The organism is Buttiauxella sp. A111 (assembly GCF_014189855.1).
Classification (GTDB): domain Bacteria; phylum Pseudomonadota; class Gammaproteobacteria; order Enterobacterales; family Enterobacteriaceae; genus Buttiauxella; species Buttiauxella selenatireducens.
In genome coordinates, this window is the sequence record NZ_BJFN01000002.1 from 349,923 (window position 1) to 370,858 (window position 20,936).

Sequence of the window (20,936 nt, forward strand, 5' to 3'; positions counted from 1 at the left end):
GTCATTGGCCGTGTAGCTAAAAACGCTACTATCGGATGGATATGGAGGAAATTCAATGCAGGAAACACACTATCAGAGGACCCCGAATGGGGTCCTCATGCTACAAATTAGTAAAGCAGTCGAGCGCGGATAGTGCCAGGAATCGCCTTCATCGATTTCAGCGCAGCCTCAGCAACATCTTCTTCAGCATCTACATCAATGACCACATAACCCATTTTCGGCGTCGTTTGCAGATACTGTGCGGCGATGTTGATGCCTTGATCGGCAAAAATCTGGTTCAGCGCGGTCAAAATACCTGGGCGGTTTTCGTGAATATGCAATAAACGGCTGGTGCTTCCGCCGTGTAACGGCAGAGAAACCTCAGGGAAGTTCACCGCAGACAAGGTAGAACCGTTGTCGGAATATTTCGCCAGCTTGCCAGCCACTTCCAGGCCGATGTTTTCCTGCGCTTCCTGAGTTGAACCGCCAATGTGCGGAGTCAGGATCACGTTGTCGAACTCGCACAGTGGCGAAGTGAATGGATCGCTGTTGGTTGCAGGCTCGGTTGGGAAGACGTCGATAGCTGCACCTGCCAGATGTTTACGCGCCAGCGAATCACACAGAGCAGGAATATCTACAACCGTACCGCGTGCACAGTTAATCAGTAACGCACCCGGTTTCATCAATGCCAGTTCATTTGCACCAATCATGTTCTTGGTCGATGCGTTTTCAGGCACATGCAAACTCACCACATCGCTCATATTGAGCAAGTCAGAGAGGTGTTGAACCTGGGTTGCGTTGCCCAAAGTCAGTTTGTTCTCGATATCGTAGAAATATACGTGCATCCCCAGCGCTTCAGCCAGAATACCCAACTGAGTTCCGATATGGCCGTAGCCAATAATGCCGAGTTTTTTACCGCGCGCTTCGTAAGAGCCAACCGCCAGCTTATTCCAGACACCACGGTGTGCTTTGGCGTTTGCTTCTGGAACGCCACGCAGCAGTAACAGCAGTTGGCCGATAACCAATTCCGCTACAGAACGCGTGTTCGAGAACGGGGCATTAAACACCGGTACGCCTCGTGTCGCGGCAGCATCCAGATCGACCTGGTTAGTACCAATACAGAAACAGCCCACGGCCACCAGCTTTTCAGCCACTGCCAGAACATCTTCAGTTAAGTTAGTACGGGAACGCAGACCGATGAAATGCGCATCACGGATCGACTCTTTCAGGGCATCGCTGTCCAGCGCGCCTTTATGGTATTCGATGTTGGTATAGCCTGCCGCACGTAGGTTATCCACGGCTTTCTGGTGTACGCCTTCCACCAGCAGGAATTTAATCTTGTCTTTATCCAGTGATACTTTTGCCATTTCCCGACCCTATTTTTAGTACTGATGTTGTGCTGTGTGATAAGACACCCTTCTGCCAAAATATCAAAAATTACGGGCGGGGCAATATAAACGATTGCGCAGTCTGCTAAGCAAAAAGGGAATAAGTGTCGGTGGGCAGCACAAAATACTGAACAGGAGAGAGAACCAGGAACGAATAACAGGCAGTTGGTAATAATGTGACATATGTCACCAAATTTGCCGTTAGATTATTTTGTCTTTTTTTATGTGGTTATGGGGCGCATGAAACGCCCCACTCGATCATTTCACAATGGTTTTCACGCCATCGGCAGTACCAATCAACGCAACATCAGCGCCGCGGTTAGCAAACAGCCCAACGGTCACTACGCCCGGCAAGCCGTTAATCGCATTTTCCAGCGCGATTGGCTCAACGATGCTGAGGCCGTAAACATCGAGAATGATGTTACCGTTATCCGTTACCACACCCTGACGGTATTCAGGGCGACCGCCCAGTTTAACCAGTTCACGGGCGACGCAACTGCGTGCCATTGGGATCACTTCAACGGGTAATGGGAAATTGCCCAGGATACCCACCTGCTTGGACGCATCGGCGATACAAATAAACTTTTCCGCGACAGACGCAATGATCTTTTCGCGGGTGAGTGCTGCACCGCCGCCTTTGATCATTTGCATCTGGCCGTTGATCTCATCGGCACCATCGACATAGATCCCGAGAGTATCGACTTCGTTGAGGTCGAAAACCGTGATACCAAGGCTTTTCAGTTTGGCGGTGGAAGCGTCGGAGCTAGAAACGGCACCTTCAATCTGGTGTTTGATAGTTCCAAGAGCATCAATAAAGTGTGCGGCGGTTGAGCCAGTACCCACACCAACGATAGTGCCTGGTTGCACGTATTGTAATGCTGCCCAGCCGACTGCTTTTTTCAGTTCATCCTGCGTCATGGTTATTTGCCTGTGCTGTGAAAACTGACGCGCATTATAGAGCAAGCAGCCAAAAAATGTCCCACGAATGGCGCAGAACTCGGACGAACTTTGCTGATTTGGTCTGGATCAGCGGCAAATTTATGTCATAGTGCAGCCATAACAAAAATAGGAGTTAGCAAACAACAATGAAACGCCCGGACTATAGAACGCTACAGGCGTTGGATGCCGTGATTCGTGAACGAGGGTTTGAGCGCGCAGCGCAAAAACTCTGTATTACTCAATCCGCAGTCTCGCAACGAATCAAGCAACTGGAAAATATGTTCGGCCAGCCATTGTTAGTGCGCACTGTTCCCCCTCGTCCAACCGAGCAGGGGCAAAAGTTACTGGCATTATTGCGTCAGGTAGAACTGCTTGAAGAAGAGTGGTTAGGCGATGAACAAACCGGTTCTACACCGCTGTTGTTATCGCTTGCAGTCAACGCAGACAGTCTGGCAACCTGGTTGCTGCCAGCATTAGCACCCGTTCTGGCCGACTCTCCTATTCGTCTGAACCTTCAGGTTGAAGATGAAACCCGAACTCAGGAACGTCTACGTCGCGGTGAAGTGGTCGGCGCGGTGTCCATTCAGCCACAGCCATTACCAAGTTGCCTGGTCGATAGACTGGGTGCGTTGGATTATCTTTTTGTCGGTTCGAAAGATTTTGCGGCACGTTATTTCCCCAATGGCGTCACGCGTTCCGCATTGCTGAAAGCACCTGCCGTGGCGTTCGACCATCTCGACGACATGCACCAGGCGTTCTTGCAGCAGAATTTCGATTTGTCGCCGGGTAGCGTTCCGTGCCACATCGTTAACTCATCGGAAGCGTTTGTACAATTAGCGCGTCAGGGCACCACATGTTGCATGATCCCGCATCTGCAAATAGAAAGAGAGCTGAAAAGCGGCGAGTTGATTGACCTGACACCAGGCCTTATGCAGCGCCGTATGTTGTATTGGCACCGCTTTGCACCAGAAAGCCGTATGATGCGTAATGTCACAGACGCGTTGCTGGATTATGGGCACAAAGTGTTGCGACAGGATGCTGAATAAAAAAAGGCCGCTCATTTATAGCGACCTTTTTGTTATGTCGGGTGGATAAACTTTTGCGTTATCCACCCCAGATATCGATGATTTACTGTGCAGCCGGAGCCGCAGCACTTCCCAGTTCAAACACCACATCAACCTGGTCATCAAACTGAATCGTCTGCTGATCGTAGGTATCCTGAGCTGAAACCGGCGGCGCTGCATCGGCTTTCATCATCCGTACCATCGGCGCGGGTTGATAGTTAGATACGTGATAACGCACGCTATACACCGGACCCAACTTGCTGTTAAAGCCTTCGGCTAACAGTTTCGCCTGACGGCTGGCATCGTCGATAGCCGCTTTGCGCGCTTTATCTTTGTATTGCTCAGGGTTTGCTACGCCAAGCGATACAGAACGAATTTCGTTAAGACCCGCTTTAAGCGCGCCATCGAGTAACTCATTCATTTTGTCGAGTTTACGGAGTGTGACATCGACCTGACGCACAGCACGATAACCTTTCAGCTGTGTTTTACCGTCTTTCAGATATTCATATTCTGGTTGGGTGCGCAGGTTGGCAGCGTTGATGTCTTTCTTCTCGACACCACTTTGCTGCAAGAAGGTCAGATACTGTGCAACGCGGTCATCAGCCTGTTTTTTAGCCGATGCTGCATCTTTAGCAGACACATTGACTTCGATAGCGAGCGTGGCAATGTCAGGAACAGCATCCACGCTTGCGGTGCCGGATGTCACGATATGCGGACCATTTGGCAGCTCTCCGGCCCACGCCGAAAAAGAACCTAATCCCACCAAAGCGGCTAATGCCAGGGTTTTCAACTTCACTGTATTTCCTCCATGCTACATTCCACTGTCATTACGCCCGCAAAATACACGGACGTCAGGCAGCAAGCTTAGCGTGTAATGGTAACTTGTCTATCAGATTAAGGCGAATTAACCCATCAGAGAGGAAATATGGCGAACACCATCGTGAGCCAGTTGTAATGCGATAAACCACATCACCAACCCGACAACCCCATTAATAATGCGCTGCGCTTTAGCTGTGCGCAGACGTGGCGCAAGCCAGGCGGCGAGCAGTGCAAGGCCATAGAACCAAAGGATCGACGCACTCACTGTCCCCAATGCAAACCAGCGTTTGGGTTCATCAGCCAATTGCCCGCCAAGACTGCCCAACACCACAAAGGTATCCAGATAAACATGCGGATTGAGCCAGGTAACGGCCAGCACTGTGGCGACAATTTTCCAGCGCCCTTGCTTCAGAACTTCCGCTGACGCCAGTTCCACGCTACTACTCAAAGCGGTACGCAGTGCGCCCCAACCGTACCAAAGCAAAAATGCCACGCCGCCCCAGGTCACAATTGCCAGCAGCCAGGGCGACTGCATCAGCAACGCACTTCCACCAAAGATCCCACCGCAAATCAGCAGTAAGTCACTGATTGCACAAAGCGAGGCAATCATCAGATGGTATTGGCGGCGAATTCCCTGGTTCATGACAAAAGCGTTTTGCGGCCCGAGTGGCAAAATTAATGCCGCACCTAATGTAAGACCTTGAAAAAAATAAGATAACACGATGATTTACTCTTCAATATTTAGCGATTTGAGAAGAGTGTAGTGGGGAAAAATTATTAGAGGAAATGGATAATTTTAATGGTTTATAAGTATTGCTAATAAAACCAGGGCCAGCCGAAACTGGCCCTAAAAAATCACTCTTGCGCAGGCTGTTGTTTAACACGTTTGAAATTCACATCCATCTGCGGATGTGGGATCCCAATATCGTTGGCATCCAGCGCTTTTTTGATACGTTCCAGCACATCCCAATAGACATCCTGCAAATCAGCGCTGTTGCTCCAGGCGCGCACCACAAAGTTAATGGATGACGGCCCCAGTTCATTGAGTCGTACCGTAATTTCGCGGTCTTTCAGTACACGCTCATCGCTGGTGATGATGTCGGTTAAAATCTGCTTAACCTTGTCGATATCCGAATCGTATGCCACGCCGATGATAAATTCATTACGGCGCATCGGTTCGCGGGAGAAGTTAATAATATTACCTGCGATAATTTTACCGTTTGGCACGACAACAATTTTGCCATCCAGGGTACGTAACGTGGTGGAGAAGATCTGCACATTAAGTACCGATCCCGCAATTCCCCCGAGATCAACATATTCCCCGGCACGGAATGGACGGAAGGTGACAAGCAGTACGCCTGCCGCCAGGTTAGAGAGCGAACCTTGCAGCGCCAGGCCGATGGCCAAGCCTGCGGCACCCAGAACGGCAATGACTGACGCCGTTTGTACGCCCACGCGTCCCAATGCGGCAATTAATGTGAAGGCGATAATGCCGTAACGCACCAGAGCAGAAAGGAAATCAGCCACAGTGGCATCAATATTACGCGCTACCATCACACGGTTGATGGCGTTGGACACGATACGAGCCACGATCATCCCGACGATAATAATCGCAATCGCCGCCACAATGTTGACCGCATAGCTCAGCAGTAACGCCTGGTTGCGCACCAACCAGCCTCCGGCATTATTAATACTGTCTACTACGTTGAGATCTTCCATTCACTCTACCTTGTGATTACCAAAATTCCGCGCCAGAAAGGCACATCAGAGACTTTAAAGCGTAAACAAAACAACAGAATATGCCAACTTTGTCACAAAAATGATCATAAGAATGCAAAAACCCGCACAAGGCGGGCTTTACAGTGGAACACAAATTTCGTTAATTTCAGGACGAGAAATTAAATCGAATGCGTGAAGGTACGCGAAATAACATCCTGCTGCTGCTCGCGCGTCAAAGCATTAAAGCGCACCGCGTAACCGGAAACACGAATGGTTAACGTCGGATAATTTTCCGGATGTTCGATGGCATCCATCAGCATTTCACGGTTCATCACGTTCACGTTCAGATGCTGCCCACCCTCGGTTTTCACATCGTGATGGAAATAACCATCCAGCAGACCCACCAGGTTTAATTGGCGCACCGCATCATCTCGCCCCAGTGCCGCTGGCACAATTGAGAAGGTGTAAGAGATGCCATCCTTCGCATAGCTAAACGGAAGTTTAGCCACGGAGGTTAATGACGCAACGGCACCTTTACGATCCCTTCCGTGCATAGGGTTCGCGCCAGGAGCAAATGGCGTTCCGCCACGGCGACCATCTGGTGTATTTCCGGTTTTCTGTCCATACACAACGTTTGAAGTGATCGTCAGGATCGATTGCGTCGGCACCGCGTTGCGATACGTTGGCAGCGCCTGGATCTTCTTCATAAAGCGCTCAACCAGATCGCAGGCAATGGCATCAACACGATCGTCATTATTACCGTATTGCGGGTATTCACCTTCAATCACGAAATCAACCGCCAGGCCGCTATGATCACGCACCGGTTTCACCGTGGCGTACTTAATGGCGGAAAGCGAATCCACTGCGACTGACAAACCGGCAATGCCACACGCCATGGTGCGATAAACATCCCTGTCGTGCAGCGCCATCAGCGACGCTTCGTAGCTATATTTGTCATGCATGTAGTGGATGAGATTAAGCGCGGTCACGTATTGCGTGGCCAGCCAGTCCATAAAGTGATCCAGACTGATCATCACCTTGTCATAGTCCAGCACATCGTCCAGAAGAATCGGCATTTTCGGCCCAACCTGGATTTTTAGCTTTTCATCCATACCGCCGTTGATGCAATACAGCAGGGTTTTTGCCAGGTTGGCACGCGCCCCAAAGAACTGCATCTGTTTACCTATAACCATTGGGCTGACGCAGCAGGCAATGGCGTAGTCATCACTGTCAAAATCACAACGCATCAGGTCGTCGTTTTCGTACTGTAATGACGAGGTTTCAATAGAAACTTTGGCCGCATAGACTTTGAATGGCTTCGGTAACGCCTCGGACCACAAGATAGTCAGATTAGGTTCTGGCGCAGGCCCCATGGTGTAGAGAGTGTTCAAATAACGGTACGCATTTTTGGTGACCAGCGTACGTCCATCAAGCCCCATACCGCCAATAACTTCAGTCGCCCAAATCGGGTCGCCTGAGAACAGTGAGTCAAATTCCGGTGTACGCAGGAAACGCACCATACGGATCTTCATGATGAAATGATCGACTAACTCTTGCGCCTCAAGCTCTGTCAGCAAGCCCGCTTTGAGATCGCGTTCGATATAAATATCGATAAAGGTGGTCGTGCGTCCCAATGACATCGCCCCGCCATTTTGCGATTTCACTGCGGCCAGGTAGGCAAAATAGAGCCACTGTAATGCTTCCTGTGCATTGCTCGCCGGCCGCGAAATATCAAAGCCGTAATTTGCCGCCATCTCCTGAATTTGCAGCAAGGCACGGCGATGTTCCGATAACTCCTCACGCAGGCGGATGACATCCTCAAGCTTTTCACCCCGCTCGAGCTGATTCTGTAGGTCAGCAAACTGCAATTCACGCTCCCGCACTAAATACGCGATGCCATACAGCGCCACGCGGCGATAGTCACCAATAATGCGGCCACGTCCATAACCATCAGGCAAGCCGGTCAATACGCCTGATTTGCGGCAACGCAAAATATCCGGTGAGTAAACATCAAAGACGCCTTGATTATGAGTCTTGCGCAGCGAAGTAAACTGGTATTCGAAATCAGGATCCATTTCACGACCATAAGCTTCAAACGAGCTTTTGATCATGTTGATGCCGCCATACGGATGTAAGGCGCGTTTCAGCGGCTTGTCGGTTTGCAATCCTACGATTTTTTCATGTTCTTTAACGATATAACCGGGGGCATGTGCAGTAATCGTCGTGGCAATATTGGTATCGAAATCGACGGGTGCGTGGGTGGCATTTTCAATGCGAATGCCATCCATCACTTTTTCCCACAGCGCGGTGGTCGCCGGCGTAGCTCCCGCTAAGAATGATTCATCACCTTCATACGGGGTATAGTTCTGCTGAATAAAATCCCGAACATTAATGGTCTTTTTCCATTCGTCACCTGAAAATTGTTGCCAGGCATGGGAATAATTATCGTTGGTAATATCAATATCCACATTCATTACTTCATTCCTTTAAAGCACATTATTAATATATACCCGAAATAATTCGAGTTGCATTGAGGCGGCAAGTGAGTGAATCCCGCTGAGCTTACTCAAGTAAGTGATGCGGGTGAATGAACGCAGCCAACAAAGATGCAACTTGAAGTATGACGGGTATATCAGGCGTATTCAGCAATATGGCACTCTCTACCTAAATGCAGGGCATCAAGCGCTATCATTTTTTCTTCGTTAGTCGGAATTACCGCACAAACGATGGGTGAGAAGTCGCTGGAAATAACTCGCTGCCCTATTCGATTAGATTGGTTATTTCTCTCAATATCCAATTCAATACCAAAAACGCGTAAACGTTCTGCCACCAGGCGACGAATAAGTATTGAGTTCTCACCGATACCACCGGTAAAAATAACGCCATCAAAACGAGTTAACGAAGCGGCATGTGCACCTATGGTTCGGGCTATTCGATGGACAAATGTTCTAATGGCTAATTGCGCACGCACATCTCCGTTATGCCAGGCTTTTTCCAGAGTACGTAAATCTGACGATATTCCTGAAAGCCCCAATAGCCCGGATTCTTTATTGACGACCTGTTCCAGGTCATCCATTGATTGCTCAGTTTGACGGGCAAGCCAGGCCATTGCGCCAAAGTCCACATCACCACAACGCGTGCCCATGATCAGCCCTTCGAGCGGCGTCATCCCCATCGAGGTATCAACGCTTTCGCCATTTTGCACCGCGCAAACCGAAGCCCCATTTCCTAAGTGAGCAATCACCAACCCCGAGTTTTCTGATTCCAGGCCGGGTAACTCGCGCGCTTGCTGAGAAACATAGCGATGCGACGTGCCATGGAACCCATAACGGCGCACACCGTATTCTTCAAAGTAGCGATACGGTAAACCGTACAGATAAGCTTCAGGCTTCAGGGTCTGATGGAAACTGGTATCGAATACCGCGACCTGTGGAATACCCGGGAAGCGAAGCCGCGCTGATTCCACTCCATGTAAATTGGCATAATTGTGTAACGGAGCCAAAGGTGAAACCTGACGAATTTGTTCTATAACCTCGTCGGTAATTAAGACTGACTCACTAAATAAAGATCCGCCGTGGGCAATACGGTGACCAACAAAAGCGACGCTATCGATTAAATTCCGAATCTCCAGTTCAGCCGCTATTGCAGATAACGCTTCTTCATAATTCTGGTGAGCCAGAATAATGGGTTCTCCATCATTGACGGTTATAAATGCCTTCTCAGTATTAATACCTTCACAAATTCCAGATAAAAGTACATCGCAAGTTTCTGCATCTAACACTGAAAATTTAACCGAAGAAGAACCAAAGTTAATCGTCAACACTACTGGGTAATCATTCATTTTTAAATTCCACTCATCCTGAGTATATCCGTCATACTTCAAGCTGCATGTGCGTTGGCTACGTCCATGCAACTCGAATTATTTTTGATATGAATTGTAAATAACTAGAGCAGCTTGTAGACAATATTAAGAATGGTCAGCAAACCAATGACGGTGACGAAAATGTTTTCTGTTTTCCCTTTATATTTTGCCAGTGCAGGTGTTTTGCGAATGGCATACATCGGCAGCAAGCAAAGCAGTGATGCGATAATCGGTGCACCCATCGCTTCAATTAAATCGAGGATGTTCGGGTTCGCGTAAGCAACAACCCAGGTTGAACCCATGATGAAAATCATGCTGATAAGGTTGAGGCGACCACCAGAAACTTTCGTTTTATCACCTTTGTAACCGAACTTGAGGATCAGACCGTTCAGCCCTTCCAGCGTACCGAGGTAGTGGCCAAAGAAGGATTTGAAGATTGCGACTAACGCAATAATCGACGCGCCATACTCGAGCGTGGTTGCGAAGGTCGATTTTGTGCCCGTCATCGATGAGAAGTGGTTCGCGAGGTATGAAAGCACCGGAATATTTTGTGCCTTCGCTTCAGCCATATTCTGTGGTGACAGCGTGAACAGGCAGCTGAAGGCAAAGAACATAACAACGGCAACCATCAGCATACTGGCGCGGGAGATGATTTTGGAGCATTTGTCTTCGGTGTATTCGCGGCCAAACTCACTCTCATACTCTTCACGTTTTGAAACCACGAACGAGGAGACAATCGGTGAGAAGTTAAAGGAGAAGACCATGATGGAAATGCCCAGCCATACGGTCACCAGAATGCCATCGCTTCCGGTAAACGAAATATCGCTGAGGCTGGCTTGATCGATAACCGCAGAGTTCCAGTAAGGGATCAGGGATACGGAAATCAAGACCAGGCAGGCGATAAATGGGAACACCAGATAGCTCATGACCTTGACCATAAGATCTTTGCCAAAGTAGATAACAAAAGCCATCAACAGCAGCAGGAACAACGCCACTACACCACGGTTAAGCGGCATAAGCTGGAGCTGATTTTCCCAGAACGTCATGAACGTATTGGTTATCGTGACGCCGTAAATCCATAACAACGGGCAGATGGCGAAAAAGTACAGGAAGGTAATCACCACACCGCCAGTTTTACCAAAATGCTCCTCTACCGTTTCAGTGATATTTCCAGAGGGATTGCTGCCGGAAAGACACAGACGAGCAAGCGCACGGTGGCAGTAGAATGCTATCGGAAAGGCAAGGAACAACATGATGAGAATTGGAATTAAACCGCCATAACCTGCACGAATAGGGAAAAATAAAACCCCAGCACCGATAGCCGTTCCAAATAAACCTAATGTCCATGTGGTATCAGATTTTCGCCATTGCGATGTAACTTTTTGACCAATAACAGTGGTATCTACATTACTCATGATTAAATTCCTTAAGTAATTTTATATTCTAAATAATTCGAGTTGCAGGACGGCGGCAAAGAAGATGATCCCCAGAAACTGACTAAAGTGAGTTCCTGGGATGAGCGAGAGCAGCCAACGCACATGAAACTTGAAGCATGCGAATATATCAAATATCTGCTGAGCCTGTAATCTGCGAAACGCGAGAAAGGTCGATATTTCCACCAGAGATAAGGCTAACTGTTTTACGCCCTTTAATATAATGGTCTAATTTACCGCTTAATAATGCTGCAGTGGCTAATGCACCCGCACCTTCTGTGACGACTTTATTACGTTGAATTAAGGCAACCATGCTATTACGAATATCATCTTCACTGACTAAAATAATATCAGTGACCAATTTCTTGACAATTTCAAAGGTGATGCGACCAGGACGGGAGACATCACAACCATCAGCTAAAGTACCTGAAGTACGATGTGACGTTAATTCGCCTTTATAGAATGACGCCGCCATGCCATGGACGTTTTCTGCCTGAACACCAATGATATTGATTGTCGGGTTAATGGATTTAATCGCCAACGCAATGCCTGCAATTAATCCGCCACCGCCAATGGGCACAATCACGTTGTCGACGTCGTATAAATCTTCAAGGATTTCCAGGCCAATTGTCCCCTGGCCTGCAATCACTTTTTCATCATCATACGGTGGAATAAAAATGCGCCCTTCCATTTCAACTATTTCGCTCACTTTAGCGATGGTATCGTTGAAGTTATCGCCGTGCATCACAACCTGTGCAGAGTAGTCAGATGTGGCGGCCACTTTAGATTTAGGTGCGCCATTCGGCATTACCACTTTGCCATTAATTCCCAGGATGGCACAGGATAATGAAACACCCTGCGCGTGGTTACCTGCAGAACACGCCACAACACCTTTGCTTTTTTCTTCTTCAGTTAACGAGCTGAGTTTATTAAAAGCACCACGTATTTTAAATGAGCCCGTACGCTGCATGTTTTCAAACTTTAAAAATATTTCGCCTTTGCAGCATTCGCTAAGATAATTAGAACGTGGCATTCCTGTTTTATAGATATAACCAGTCAGTCTTTTTTTTGCTTCAAGTACATCAATAATAGTGACAGGAAGTTCATAGTCGATATGCATGTTGACCTCAACATTTAAAAACAAAAATAGGGGTGGTGACAATATTATTAAATTATCACCTGAAATTATTTATAGAATTCGTTATCAACTACTGAATTAAATTAAGCAACTTCAGTTAATTGATTAAATTGGAATCTGCTACGTAATGAATGTTTTTTTGCAAGCTCAACTAATGTTGCTGCTGATTGATTAATACTATAGTTTTTAGACCACACGGCAGCATAGCGAGCGATGGGTAATTTATCTTCAACGGGGACTTTAATAAATAAGTTGGACCCGAACGGTGAAATCATGTCTCGTGGAATAACAGTCAGAAAATCGGCATTCAATACGAGATTATAAATGGTGACGACTGAATCTGTTTTAACAATGTTTTCGCTTTTAATATTATTTTTTTGTAGCGTGGTGAGAAGCTCACTGTAATATCCCATTTCCGTTTGCGGTAACACCCATTGCTCTTGAGCCAGCTCACTGAGTGTTTTCGTCCCTTGAATCGCCCGTGTTCGGTTTGCCACCAGAATAAATTCCGACTCAAACAGCGGTTCGATATGCAAATCCTGTAGCAGCATTTCATCGCTCAATGTGCCAATGGCAAAATCCAGACGACCATCACGGATAGCAGGTAAGAAAGAGGATAATTGGGCTTCAAACATCGAAACCTGTGCCTGCGGGAAAACCTCTTTAAACTCTTTCATCATCCCTGGCAAAAAAGTAAAACCAATCAAAGAAGGGTAACCGAACGATACGTCGACCACGCTGTTACCTACCATTCGATTCATTTCGCTACACAGGTTTGTCAGTTCACGTGTGATGGATTCTGAGTAAGTCAGTAGCACTTTTCCCGCTTCAGTTAATATTACACCGGTGTTTTTTCTGATGATCAGTTCTAAGCCAAAATAGGCTTCCATATCACTGATAATTTTGCTGACCGCAGGCTGAGTCAGACTAAGTTGTTTTGCAGCAGAACCAAATGAACCACTCCTCACCACTTCCTGAAAGACAAGCAACTGTTGTGTTTTAGGTAATGTATTATTGTCCATGAAGTTCTGCACCTAATTAATGTTCCATGCAGCAGATCATAACGAATTGCACTGTAGATGTTATGTGGCTTGACTCACAAATACTCGACTCACAGTTGCACGCAAAGCAAACAATCAAAAAATACCATTTAAAAACATATAGTTATAAAATCACTATTTGCCTTTAACATGATGAATATCAACCTTGTGTGCCCTAATAAAATTAAGTTATGGAGATAATTTAAACATATAAGCTTAAGTAAAGCGCTGTTTATGCTGTTTTTTACAATAGCAAGAGAAGATTTATCTTAGGCTAATTTCAATATATTAAAATAATCTTGTTATTTTTAAAAATTAATTAATACAAAAATCATAACTGTTTATTTAAATAGTTATGTATAAGATTTGATCGATGAAATAATAAAAATTAACCCACTGAAATATTTCAATGATAATTGTTGAGATAAAAACGATTGCCCTCTCAACATTGCAAAAAAAAGCCCGCACGAGGCGGGCTTGATTCAAGCATTTACTGCTTCAAATTACAGAACGTCGACTGCGTTCAGTTCTTTGAAAGCCTGCTCCAGACGAGTAATCATAGAAGTCTGTGCAGAACGCAGCCATACGCGTGGATCGTAGTATTTCTTGTTCGGCTGGTCTTCACCTTTAGGGTTACCCAACTGGCCTTGCAGATAAGCTTCGTTAGCTTTGTAGTAGTTCAGAATACCTTCCCATGTAGCCCACTGGGTGTCGGTATCGATGTTCATTTTGATAACACCGTAGCTCACGGAATCTTTGATTTCTTGAGCAGTTGAACCGGAACCACCGTGGAACACGAAGTTCAGGGAGTTGTGCGGCAGGTTGTGTTTCTTAGAAACATAGTCCTGAGAATCACGCAGGATAGTTGGGGTCAGAACCACGTTACCTGGTTTGTAAACACCGTGTACGTTACCGAAAGAAGCAGCGATGGTGAAACGCGGGCTGATTGCATTCAGTTTGGTGTAAGCGTAATCAACGTCTTCTGGCTGAGTGTACAAAGCAGAAGCGTCCATATGGCTGTTGTCTACGCCATCTTCTTCGCCGCCGGTGCAACCCAGTTCGATTTCCAGGGTCATGCCGATTTTAGACATACGAGCCAGATATTTAGAGCTGATCTCGATGTTTTCTTCCAGAGACTCTTCAGACAGGTCAATCATGTGAGAAGAGAACAGTGGTTTGCCGGTAGCTGCGAAGTGTTTTTCACCCGCGTCTAACAGGCCATCGATCCACGGCAGCAGTTTCTTAGCGCAGTGGTCAGTGTGCAGGATGACTGGCACGTCGTAATGTTCAGCCATCTGATGAACATGGTGTGCGCCAGAGATAGCACCCAGGATTGCAGCACCCTGAGGAACGTCAGATTTAACGCCTTTACCCGCGATGAATGCAGCGCCACCGTTAGAGAACTGAACGATAACGGGTGCTTTAACTTTTGCAGCGGTTTCCAGCACGGCGTTGATAGAGTCGGTGCCTACACAGTTAACTGCTGGCAGAGCAAAGTTGTTCTCTTTTGCAATCTGGAAAACTTTCTGTACGTCATCACCAGTGATCACACCTGGTTTTACGAAATCAAAAATCTTAGACATGTTTGTTGTCCTGTATCATCGGCCGTTAGAAAAAACGTTTGTGCCACCTAAGACTTCATGGCGGCAAAAATTCAACGGGCAGGATAACCTGCCCGTAATCATTACTTCTTAGCGCGCTCTTCGAGCATTGCTACTGCTGGCAGAACTTTGCCTTCCACGAACTCGAGGAATGCACCACCACCAGTGGAGATGTAGGAAATTTTGTCTGCAATACCGAACAGATCGATAGCTGCCAGAGTGTCACCGCCGCCTGCGATAGAGAACGCTTCGCTGTCTGCGATGGCGTTAGCAACGATTTCAGTCCCTTTACGGAAGTTCGGGAATTCAAACACGCCAACCGGGCCGTTCCACAGAATGGTTTTTGCATTCTTCAGGATTTCAGCCAGTTGCTGTGCAGATGCATCACCGATATCCAGAATCTGCTCGTCCGCTTTCACGTCGTTTACAGATTTCAGGGTTGCCGCTGCGGACTCAGAGAACTCAGTCGCTACGCGAACATCCGCTGGAACTGGGATGTCACAAGTGGTCAGCAGGCGTTTAGCTTCATCAACCAGGTCTGCTTCGTACAGGGATTTACCGACGTTGTGGCCTTGAGCGGCAACGAAGGTGTTCGCGATGCCACCACCAACAATCAGCTGGTCAGCGATTTTAGACAGGGAATCCAGAACGGTCAGTTTGGTAGAAACTTTAGAACCGCCAACGATAGCAACCATTGGACGAGCAGGTTCTTTCAGTGCTTTACCCAGTGCGTCTAACTCTTCAGCCAACAGTGGGCCTGCACAAGCGACGTCTGCAAATTTGCCAATACCGTGAGTAGAAGCCTGAGCACGGTGAGCAGTACCGAAAGCATCCATGACGAACACGTCGCACAGTGCGGCGTATTTTTTAGACAGGGTTTCGTCGTCTTTCTTTTCGCCTTTGTTGAAGCGAACGTTTTCCAGAACAACCAGTTCACCTGCAGAAACTTCTACGCCGTCAAGATAGTCTTTAACCAGACGTACTGGAGCAGACAATTTGTCTTTCAGGTAGTTAACAACTGGCAGCAGAGAGAATTCTTCGTTGTACTCGCCTTCGGTCGGACGACCCAGGTGAGAAGTTACCATCACTTTTGCACCTTGTTTCAGTGCCAGCTCGATGGTTGGCAGGGAAGCACGAATACGCGCATCGCTGGTCACTTTACCATCTTTAACTGGTACGTTCAGATCGGCACGGATGAAAACGCGTTTACCAGCCAGATCCAGATCGGTCATCTTAATTACAGACATGGTGAATCCTCTCAATTGACTCTTAAAGTTTTGCAGACACTTGATGTGCCTTACCTGAAACCACTTGCAGCCATGACTAACGTCGTGTCGAGCATTCGGTTAGCAAAGCCCCATTCGTTATCACACCAGACTAAAGTTTTAATCAGATGTTGCCCACTGACCCGAGTTTGCGTGCCATCAACAATGGCGCTATGCGGATCGTGGTTAAAATCAGTCGAGACCAACGGTAATTCCGTATAGTCAACTATACCATGAAATGAATCACGTGCTGCTTTTTGCAGCAACCTGTTGACTTCATTGGCATTAACGGCATTTTTCACTGTCACGCTTAAATCGATTGCCGTGACATTAATGGTCGGAACACGTACCGCAATCGCCTCAAATCGGTCGTTAAATTGCGGGAATATACGTGTGATACCAGCAGCAAGACGCGTATCTACAGGAATAATGGACTGGCTGGCGGCACGGGTGCGGCGCAAGTCCGGATGATAGGCGTCGATAACCTGTTGATCATGCATGGCAGAATGGATGGTGGTCACCGTACCCCACTCAATGCCGTAAGCATCATCAAGCAATTTGATAATGGGAATAATGCAGTTTGTGGTGCAGGAGGCATTAGAAACGATGCAATGTTCAGCAACCACACTTTCATGATTCACACCGAAAACAACGGTGGCGTCGAGGTCGTTACCGCCTGGATGAGAGAAGAGGACTTTTTTGGCACCGGCAGCCAGATGCGCTTCACCGTCTGCACGGGAACCAAACACACCGGTACAATCCAACACCACGTCCACGTCCAGCTCACGCCACGGTAAATGAGCAATTTCCGGTTCGTGCAAGATACGGATGGTGTCATCACCAACCCATAACTGGTTGCGTTCCTGACGAACGTCCCAGGCGAAACGGCCATGACTGGTGTCATACTTCAACAGATGCGCCATACCCTCAGCATCAGCCAGTTCATTGATTGCTACGACGGTTATTTCCGCACGGCGACCGGATTCGTACAAAGCACGTACCACGTTGCGCCCAATGCGACCGAAGCCATTAATTGCTATGCGTACGGTCATATCTCTCCTGCCAGAATCCCTGTGACTAAGTGGCTGACAGAGTAATCCAGCAATCGTCTGAGGGGAATCCTCGCACTCTCGAAACTGCAATTGTTTGCTTAATTGTCGAACATTTATTCGACTGAAACGCTTCAGCCATGTTAAGCGATACAGGGAATAAATGGAACGTTACCCCATCACAGGCGACCAATCTTCTGACGTACGTCACAAATTTGATGGAATAAATGCAACGAATTAAAAGAGAAGGACGAATAGTAAACAGCAACCGTTTAGCTTAACTCCGTTGCACAGAGCTTAAGTAAAATGTGATGCCTCCTCGATTGAGGATAAAAAAGCGCCGCCCATGGCAAGCGCTTTCCCTTATAAATCTTCACTCAAAACTCGATGCGCGCCCCAAGATTGTAACGACGCCCTTCTACCAGACCATACTCACCCCATGGGCTGATACGTTGCGGATCGGCATCGAACAGGTTGTAGATCCCCGCCAGAAGCTGCGTGTTTTTGTTCAGGCGATAACGCGCGCCGAGATCGATCATCGTCCAGGTATCGTAATCAATATGATCGCCATTATCGCGGTTGCTGCCGCGGTAATTCGCTTTACTCCACAGATCCAGCGCTTCGGTTGCAGACCAGGTTAGCGACAGATTAGCCATATGACGCGGGAAGTCATTGAGTGCATAGCCTTTGTTAACACCGGTTTTCTGCTCGCTGTGGTTATAGGTATAGTTTGCGTTGGCTCTCACCGTTTCGGTAACTTGCCAGTCAGCATTCAGTTCCACACCGTACACATCGGCTTTACCGACGTTGAAATATTGGCTGATGGAGTCGGCTTTGTAGCCGTTCATCTCACACTGATGGCTATCCGTGGTTTCACAGATAGTTTCTTCGGAAATTTTATCTTTGAATTGGGTGTAGAAGACCGTGCCGTCTAAAGCCAGTTTCTCTCCAACCCAATACAGGCCCAGTTCGGAGTTAACACTTTTCTCAGGTTTGAGATCGTCGTTACCCACAGTCAAATAGGGGTACGGCGGTAACGAACCACGCGGCGTCACAAAGTCGGCAGATGTCTCACGCAACTCTGGTTTTTTATAACCCGCAGACACGCCCCCTTTCAGCGCCCAGGCATCCGTGATCGTCCAGTTGCCGTAAAGTTTTGGCGTAATATGCGTACCAAAGTAGTTATCGCGATCTAAACGAGCGGAAGTAGTGAGTGTAAAGTCCCCCATTTGCCAACCGTCTTCAGCAAACAACGCCCAGCCATCGCGGCTGATTTTGGTCACGGGCGTAACGCCTGGCGCTTCTTTGCTTGATACAGCAAACTGATCGTTGAGTTCTTCACGCGTAAAGTTCGCGCCAACGGTTAATTTGTGGTTGTCGAGCGTGAAGGTCGTCTGGCTATTAGCGACATAGTTTTCGGTTTCGATATATTGGGGGGAATTACCCTCCAGTTCGTATTTTGAACGCCCTTTCTCGTAATTGATGTAGTTGTTAGTGGTGATGGTGTCTTCAGCGTACCAGCCGCTGTGACTGAGCGTCACGGCATCCCGATCAAACGTCCACATCCACGGTGCTTCATCACGATTCTTCTTTTGCTTTCCCGTGACAACATTCAGGTCAAATACGTTAGTTTCATTTGCCGCCAGACCCACGGTCATATCTATCGATTTACGGTCGTTTTTACTGAAGTAGTTATCTCGTTCGTCATCACGGCGATTTAGCCAGTCAGCCGCGACACTTACACCCAACACATTTGGCACGATTGGCCCCATGGCAAACAAATTCATCTGGTTGGTATTTCCAAATGAGCTGTCTTCCTGAATGAAGGTATTTGCTGCCAGCGCTCCGGTCCAGTCGTTTACGCCGTAGGGCTTTTTGGTAATAACGTTAACCACACCGCCAATTGCGTCAGAGCCATAGAGCGAAGACATGGGCCCACGGATAACTTCAATACGCTCGATGGCTTCCATAGGCGGTAAAAAATTAACTTCTGCACCAATATCCTGGCCGTACGGGCGCGACTCTCCGGTATTCTGTTTAACGCTGTTGACCATATATGCGGTATAGCTGGAGTCCATGCCGCGCATCATTATATCGCCAGACGACATATCACTTGAACCCGTACCGACATTAACGCCAGGTAAATCCTGAATGGCCTCGGCGACATTACGATTTGGCTTCTCATCAAGCTGTTTACGATCAACTACGGAAATAGTGGCTGGAGCATCTTTCTTTTGCTGAGAAAAACCCGATGCCGTAACCACCATTTGATCTTCAGATTCACTAAGAGGTGCTGTATTTTCTTCAGCCAGCACAGGAAGCATCGTGCCTCCAGCTAGCGCGACTATCCCTGCCAATGCCAAACGCTTATTACTTCTCATTTTCTAATTTCCTGAGATATTTAAAAAAGCCTACCGACCCTGTGAATTTTCATCACAGGGCTTTATTTTTCTTTTAATTAAATTTTAATTAGATTTTGTCGAGTTCTACTTTAATAATGTAATCCGGCTTTTTGCCAATTTCTTTCTCGCCCTGCTTCACGCTGGCATAGAGAATGTGGCCATCTGGTGAAAGAGCCAGACTATTCGGCAATGCTGCTGTCGCAATACTGGCTTTCACTTTGTAGGTTTCACTGTCGACAATACTGATCAATTGGGCATTTCGATGTGTAATATATATTTCATTACGTGCATCGTTATACATCACTGCCAGGGAATTTATGACGTCGATGTGGTGAATGATACTCCCGTCTTTAAGCGAAACGACCAACACATTCGGTAAATCTGGGTCGGTAATAAATGCGCGACCGTGTTTTCTATCCAGCGCGATATTTAAGAAGAAGTGTTTTTTCTGTGGTTCTACTTTTATGCGTGAAACAATTTTATTAGTGTTGGCATCAAGAACGATTAACTCTCCATTACCATTTACGCTATAAAGTCGTCCTTTTCCTTCATCAACCGCTAACCCCGTTGGATATTCACCCACATTTTCAATGTTGCCAATATGCTGTTGCTTTTGCGTATCGATAACCCAAATAATCCCTTTCTCCGTCACACCCGATACATACAATCTCTGGCGTTTTTTATCGAGCACCATTTCACGGGTGTGAACAATTTCTTTGGGATTACGGGTGTCACTCAGTTGTACAGTCTTGATCTCTTTACCGCTGCGCGTATCAATTAGCGTTACTGATCCTTCAAGAGTATTACCGATATAAAGGATATGGTTTTCTTCATCCAACACAGTGGCAAATGCCCGTCGATGGGTGTTGATATTTCCCGTCGTTTTAAGTGTTTCAGGATTTAATTTGTAGACCAGGCCATCGGTTTTATCTTTATCAAAAGAAGGGGCAGACGCTGCGAATAGAACGTTCTGCGAAGCATCATAGGCCAGTTCGTAAACCCCGTGGCCAACAGGTGCGGCGAGTAAATCTTTTTCAGGAAGCGGTGCTGCGTTGGCGCTCAGAGAATTAATTAATAGTGCAGCGGCGAAAGCAATGAAGCCCGATTTCTTATAACCATAGAAAGTATGTCGATTCATTTACTTAGATTCACATTTATTTACGAATGTGAATGATAATGATTTTCAATTGCATTATCAACAATAGATAAAAAAAGGCCAGCAATCAGTGTTTGCTGGC

At 47.2% G+C, this 20,936-nt stretch carries 16 protein-coding genes; 1 reads left to right on the forward strand and 15 read right to left on the reverse strand.

Annotation, left to right across the window (positions count from 1 at the left end; translation table 11 throughout):
- Positions 1-107: 107 nt before the first annotated feature.
- The gene (gene serA, locus BSPA111_RS07685; protein WP_183270580.1) at positions 108-1,346 is read right to left on the reverse strand and encodes a phosphoglycerate dehydrogenase; all 1,239 of its coding nucleotides are present in this window, start codon (positions 1,344-1,346) and stop codon (positions 108-110) included.
- A gap of 279 nt (positions 1,347-1,625) precedes the next feature.
- Positions 1,626-2,285 carry a ribose-5-phosphate isomerase RpiA gene (gene rpiA / locus BSPA111_RS07690; protein WP_183270581.1) on the reverse strand — a complete coding sequence of 220 codons (660 nt, stop codon included), beginning with the start codon at positions 2,283-2,285 and terminating at the stop codon, positions 1,626-1,628.
- A 167-nt stretch (positions 2,286-2,452) separates the two neighbouring features.
- Between rpiA and argP the strand changes: the two genes are divergently transcribed.
- A complete protein-coding gene (gene argP, locus BSPA111_RS07695; RefSeq protein WP_183270582.1) occupies positions 2,453-3,352 on the forward strand; it encodes a DNA-binding transcriptional regulator ArgP in 900 nt (299 codons plus the stop codon).
- A gap of 82 nt (positions 3,353-3,434) precedes the next feature.
- Here the strand turns inward: argP and BSPA111_RS07700 are convergent, their stop codons facing one another.
- From BSPA111_RS07700 to BSPA111_RS07760, 13 genes are all read right to left on the reverse strand, one after another.
- Entirely contained in the window at positions 3,435-4,166 is a 732-nt protein-coding gene (locus tag BSPA111_RS07700; protein ID WP_183270583.1) for an oxidative stress defense protein, read from the reverse strand.
- Positions 4,167-4,274: 108 nt separating this feature from the next.
- Positions 4,275-4,910, reverse strand: a complete 636-nt coding sequence (argO, locus tag BSPA111_RS07705) for an arginine exporter ArgO (protein ID WP_183270584.1) — start codon at positions 4,908-4,910, stop codon at positions 4,275-4,277.
- 134 nt (positions 4,911-5,044) lie between these two features.
- Entirely contained in the window at positions 5,045-5,908 is an 864-nt protein-coding gene (gene mscS, locus BSPA111_RS07710; protein ID WP_183270585.1) for a small-conductance mechanosensitive channel MscS, read from the reverse strand.
- Positions 5,909-6,087: 179 nt separating this feature from the next.
- The gene (gene pflB, locus BSPA111_RS07715; protein ID WP_183270586.1) at positions 6,088-8,382 is read right to left on the reverse strand and encodes a formate C-acetyltransferase; all 2,295 of its coding nucleotides are present in this window, start codon (positions 8,380-8,382) and stop codon (positions 6,088-6,090) included.
- A 158-nt stretch (positions 8,383-8,540) separates the two neighbouring features.
- Positions 8,541-9,749 (reverse strand): propionate kinase, encoded by a 1,209-nt coding sequence (tdcD, locus tag BSPA111_RS07720; RefSeq protein ID WP_183270587.1) that lies wholly within the window; start codon positions 9,747-9,749, stop codon positions 8,541-8,543.
- A gap of 104 nt (positions 9,750-9,853) precedes the next feature.
- A complete protein-coding gene (gene tdcC / locus BSPA111_RS07725; protein ID WP_183270588.1) occupies positions 9,854-11,185 on the reverse strand; it encodes a threonine/serine transporter TdcC in 1,332 nt (443 codons plus the stop codon).
- A 148-nt stretch (positions 11,186-11,333) separates the two neighbouring features.
- Complete coding sequence (tdcB, locus tag BSPA111_RS07730) at positions 11,334-12,323, reverse strand: bifunctional threonine ammonia-lyase/L-serine ammonia-lyase TdcB (RefSeq protein ID WP_183270872.1); 990 nt, start codon at positions 12,321-12,323, stop codon at positions 11,334-11,336.
- Positions 12,324-12,424: 101 nt separating this feature from the next.
- Positions 12,425-13,363, reverse strand: a complete 939-nt coding sequence (tdcA, locus tag BSPA111_RS07735; RefSeq protein ID WP_183270589.1) for a transcriptional regulator TdcA — start codon at positions 13,361-13,363, stop codon at positions 12,425-12,427.
- A 521-nt stretch (positions 13,364-13,884) separates the two neighbouring features.
- The gene (gene fbaA, locus BSPA111_RS07740) at positions 13,885-14,964 is read right to left on the reverse strand and encodes a class II fructose-bisphosphate aldolase (RefSeq protein ID WP_183270590.1); all 1,080 of its coding nucleotides are present in this window, start codon (positions 14,962-14,964) and stop codon (positions 13,885-13,887) included.
- A gap of 101 nt (positions 14,965-15,065) precedes the next feature.
- Positions 15,066-16,229, reverse strand: coding sequence for a phosphoglycerate kinase (gene pgk / locus BSPA111_RS07745; protein WP_183270591.1), 1,164 nt, complete (start codon positions 16,227-16,229; stop codon positions 15,066-15,068).
- 50 nt (positions 16,230-16,279) lie between these two features.
- Complete coding sequence (epd, locus tag BSPA111_RS07750) at positions 16,280-17,299, reverse strand: erythrose-4-phosphate dehydrogenase (protein ID WP_183270592.1); 1,020 nt, start codon at positions 17,297-17,299, stop codon at positions 16,280-16,282.
- A 374-nt stretch (positions 17,300-17,673) separates the two neighbouring features.
- Complete coding sequence (locus BSPA111_RS07755) at positions 17,674-19,677, reverse strand: TonB-dependent receptor domain-containing protein (RefSeq protein WP_183270593.1); 2,004 nt, start codon at positions 19,675-19,677, stop codon at positions 17,674-17,676.
- 88 nt (positions 19,678-19,765) lie between these two features.
- Positions 19,766-20,836: a YncE family protein gene (locus BSPA111_RS07760; protein ID WP_183270594.1), complete on the reverse strand. Its 1,071-nt coding sequence runs from the start codon at positions 20,834-20,836 to the stop codon at positions 19,766-19,768.
- Positions 20,837-20,936 lie beyond the last annotated feature (100 nt).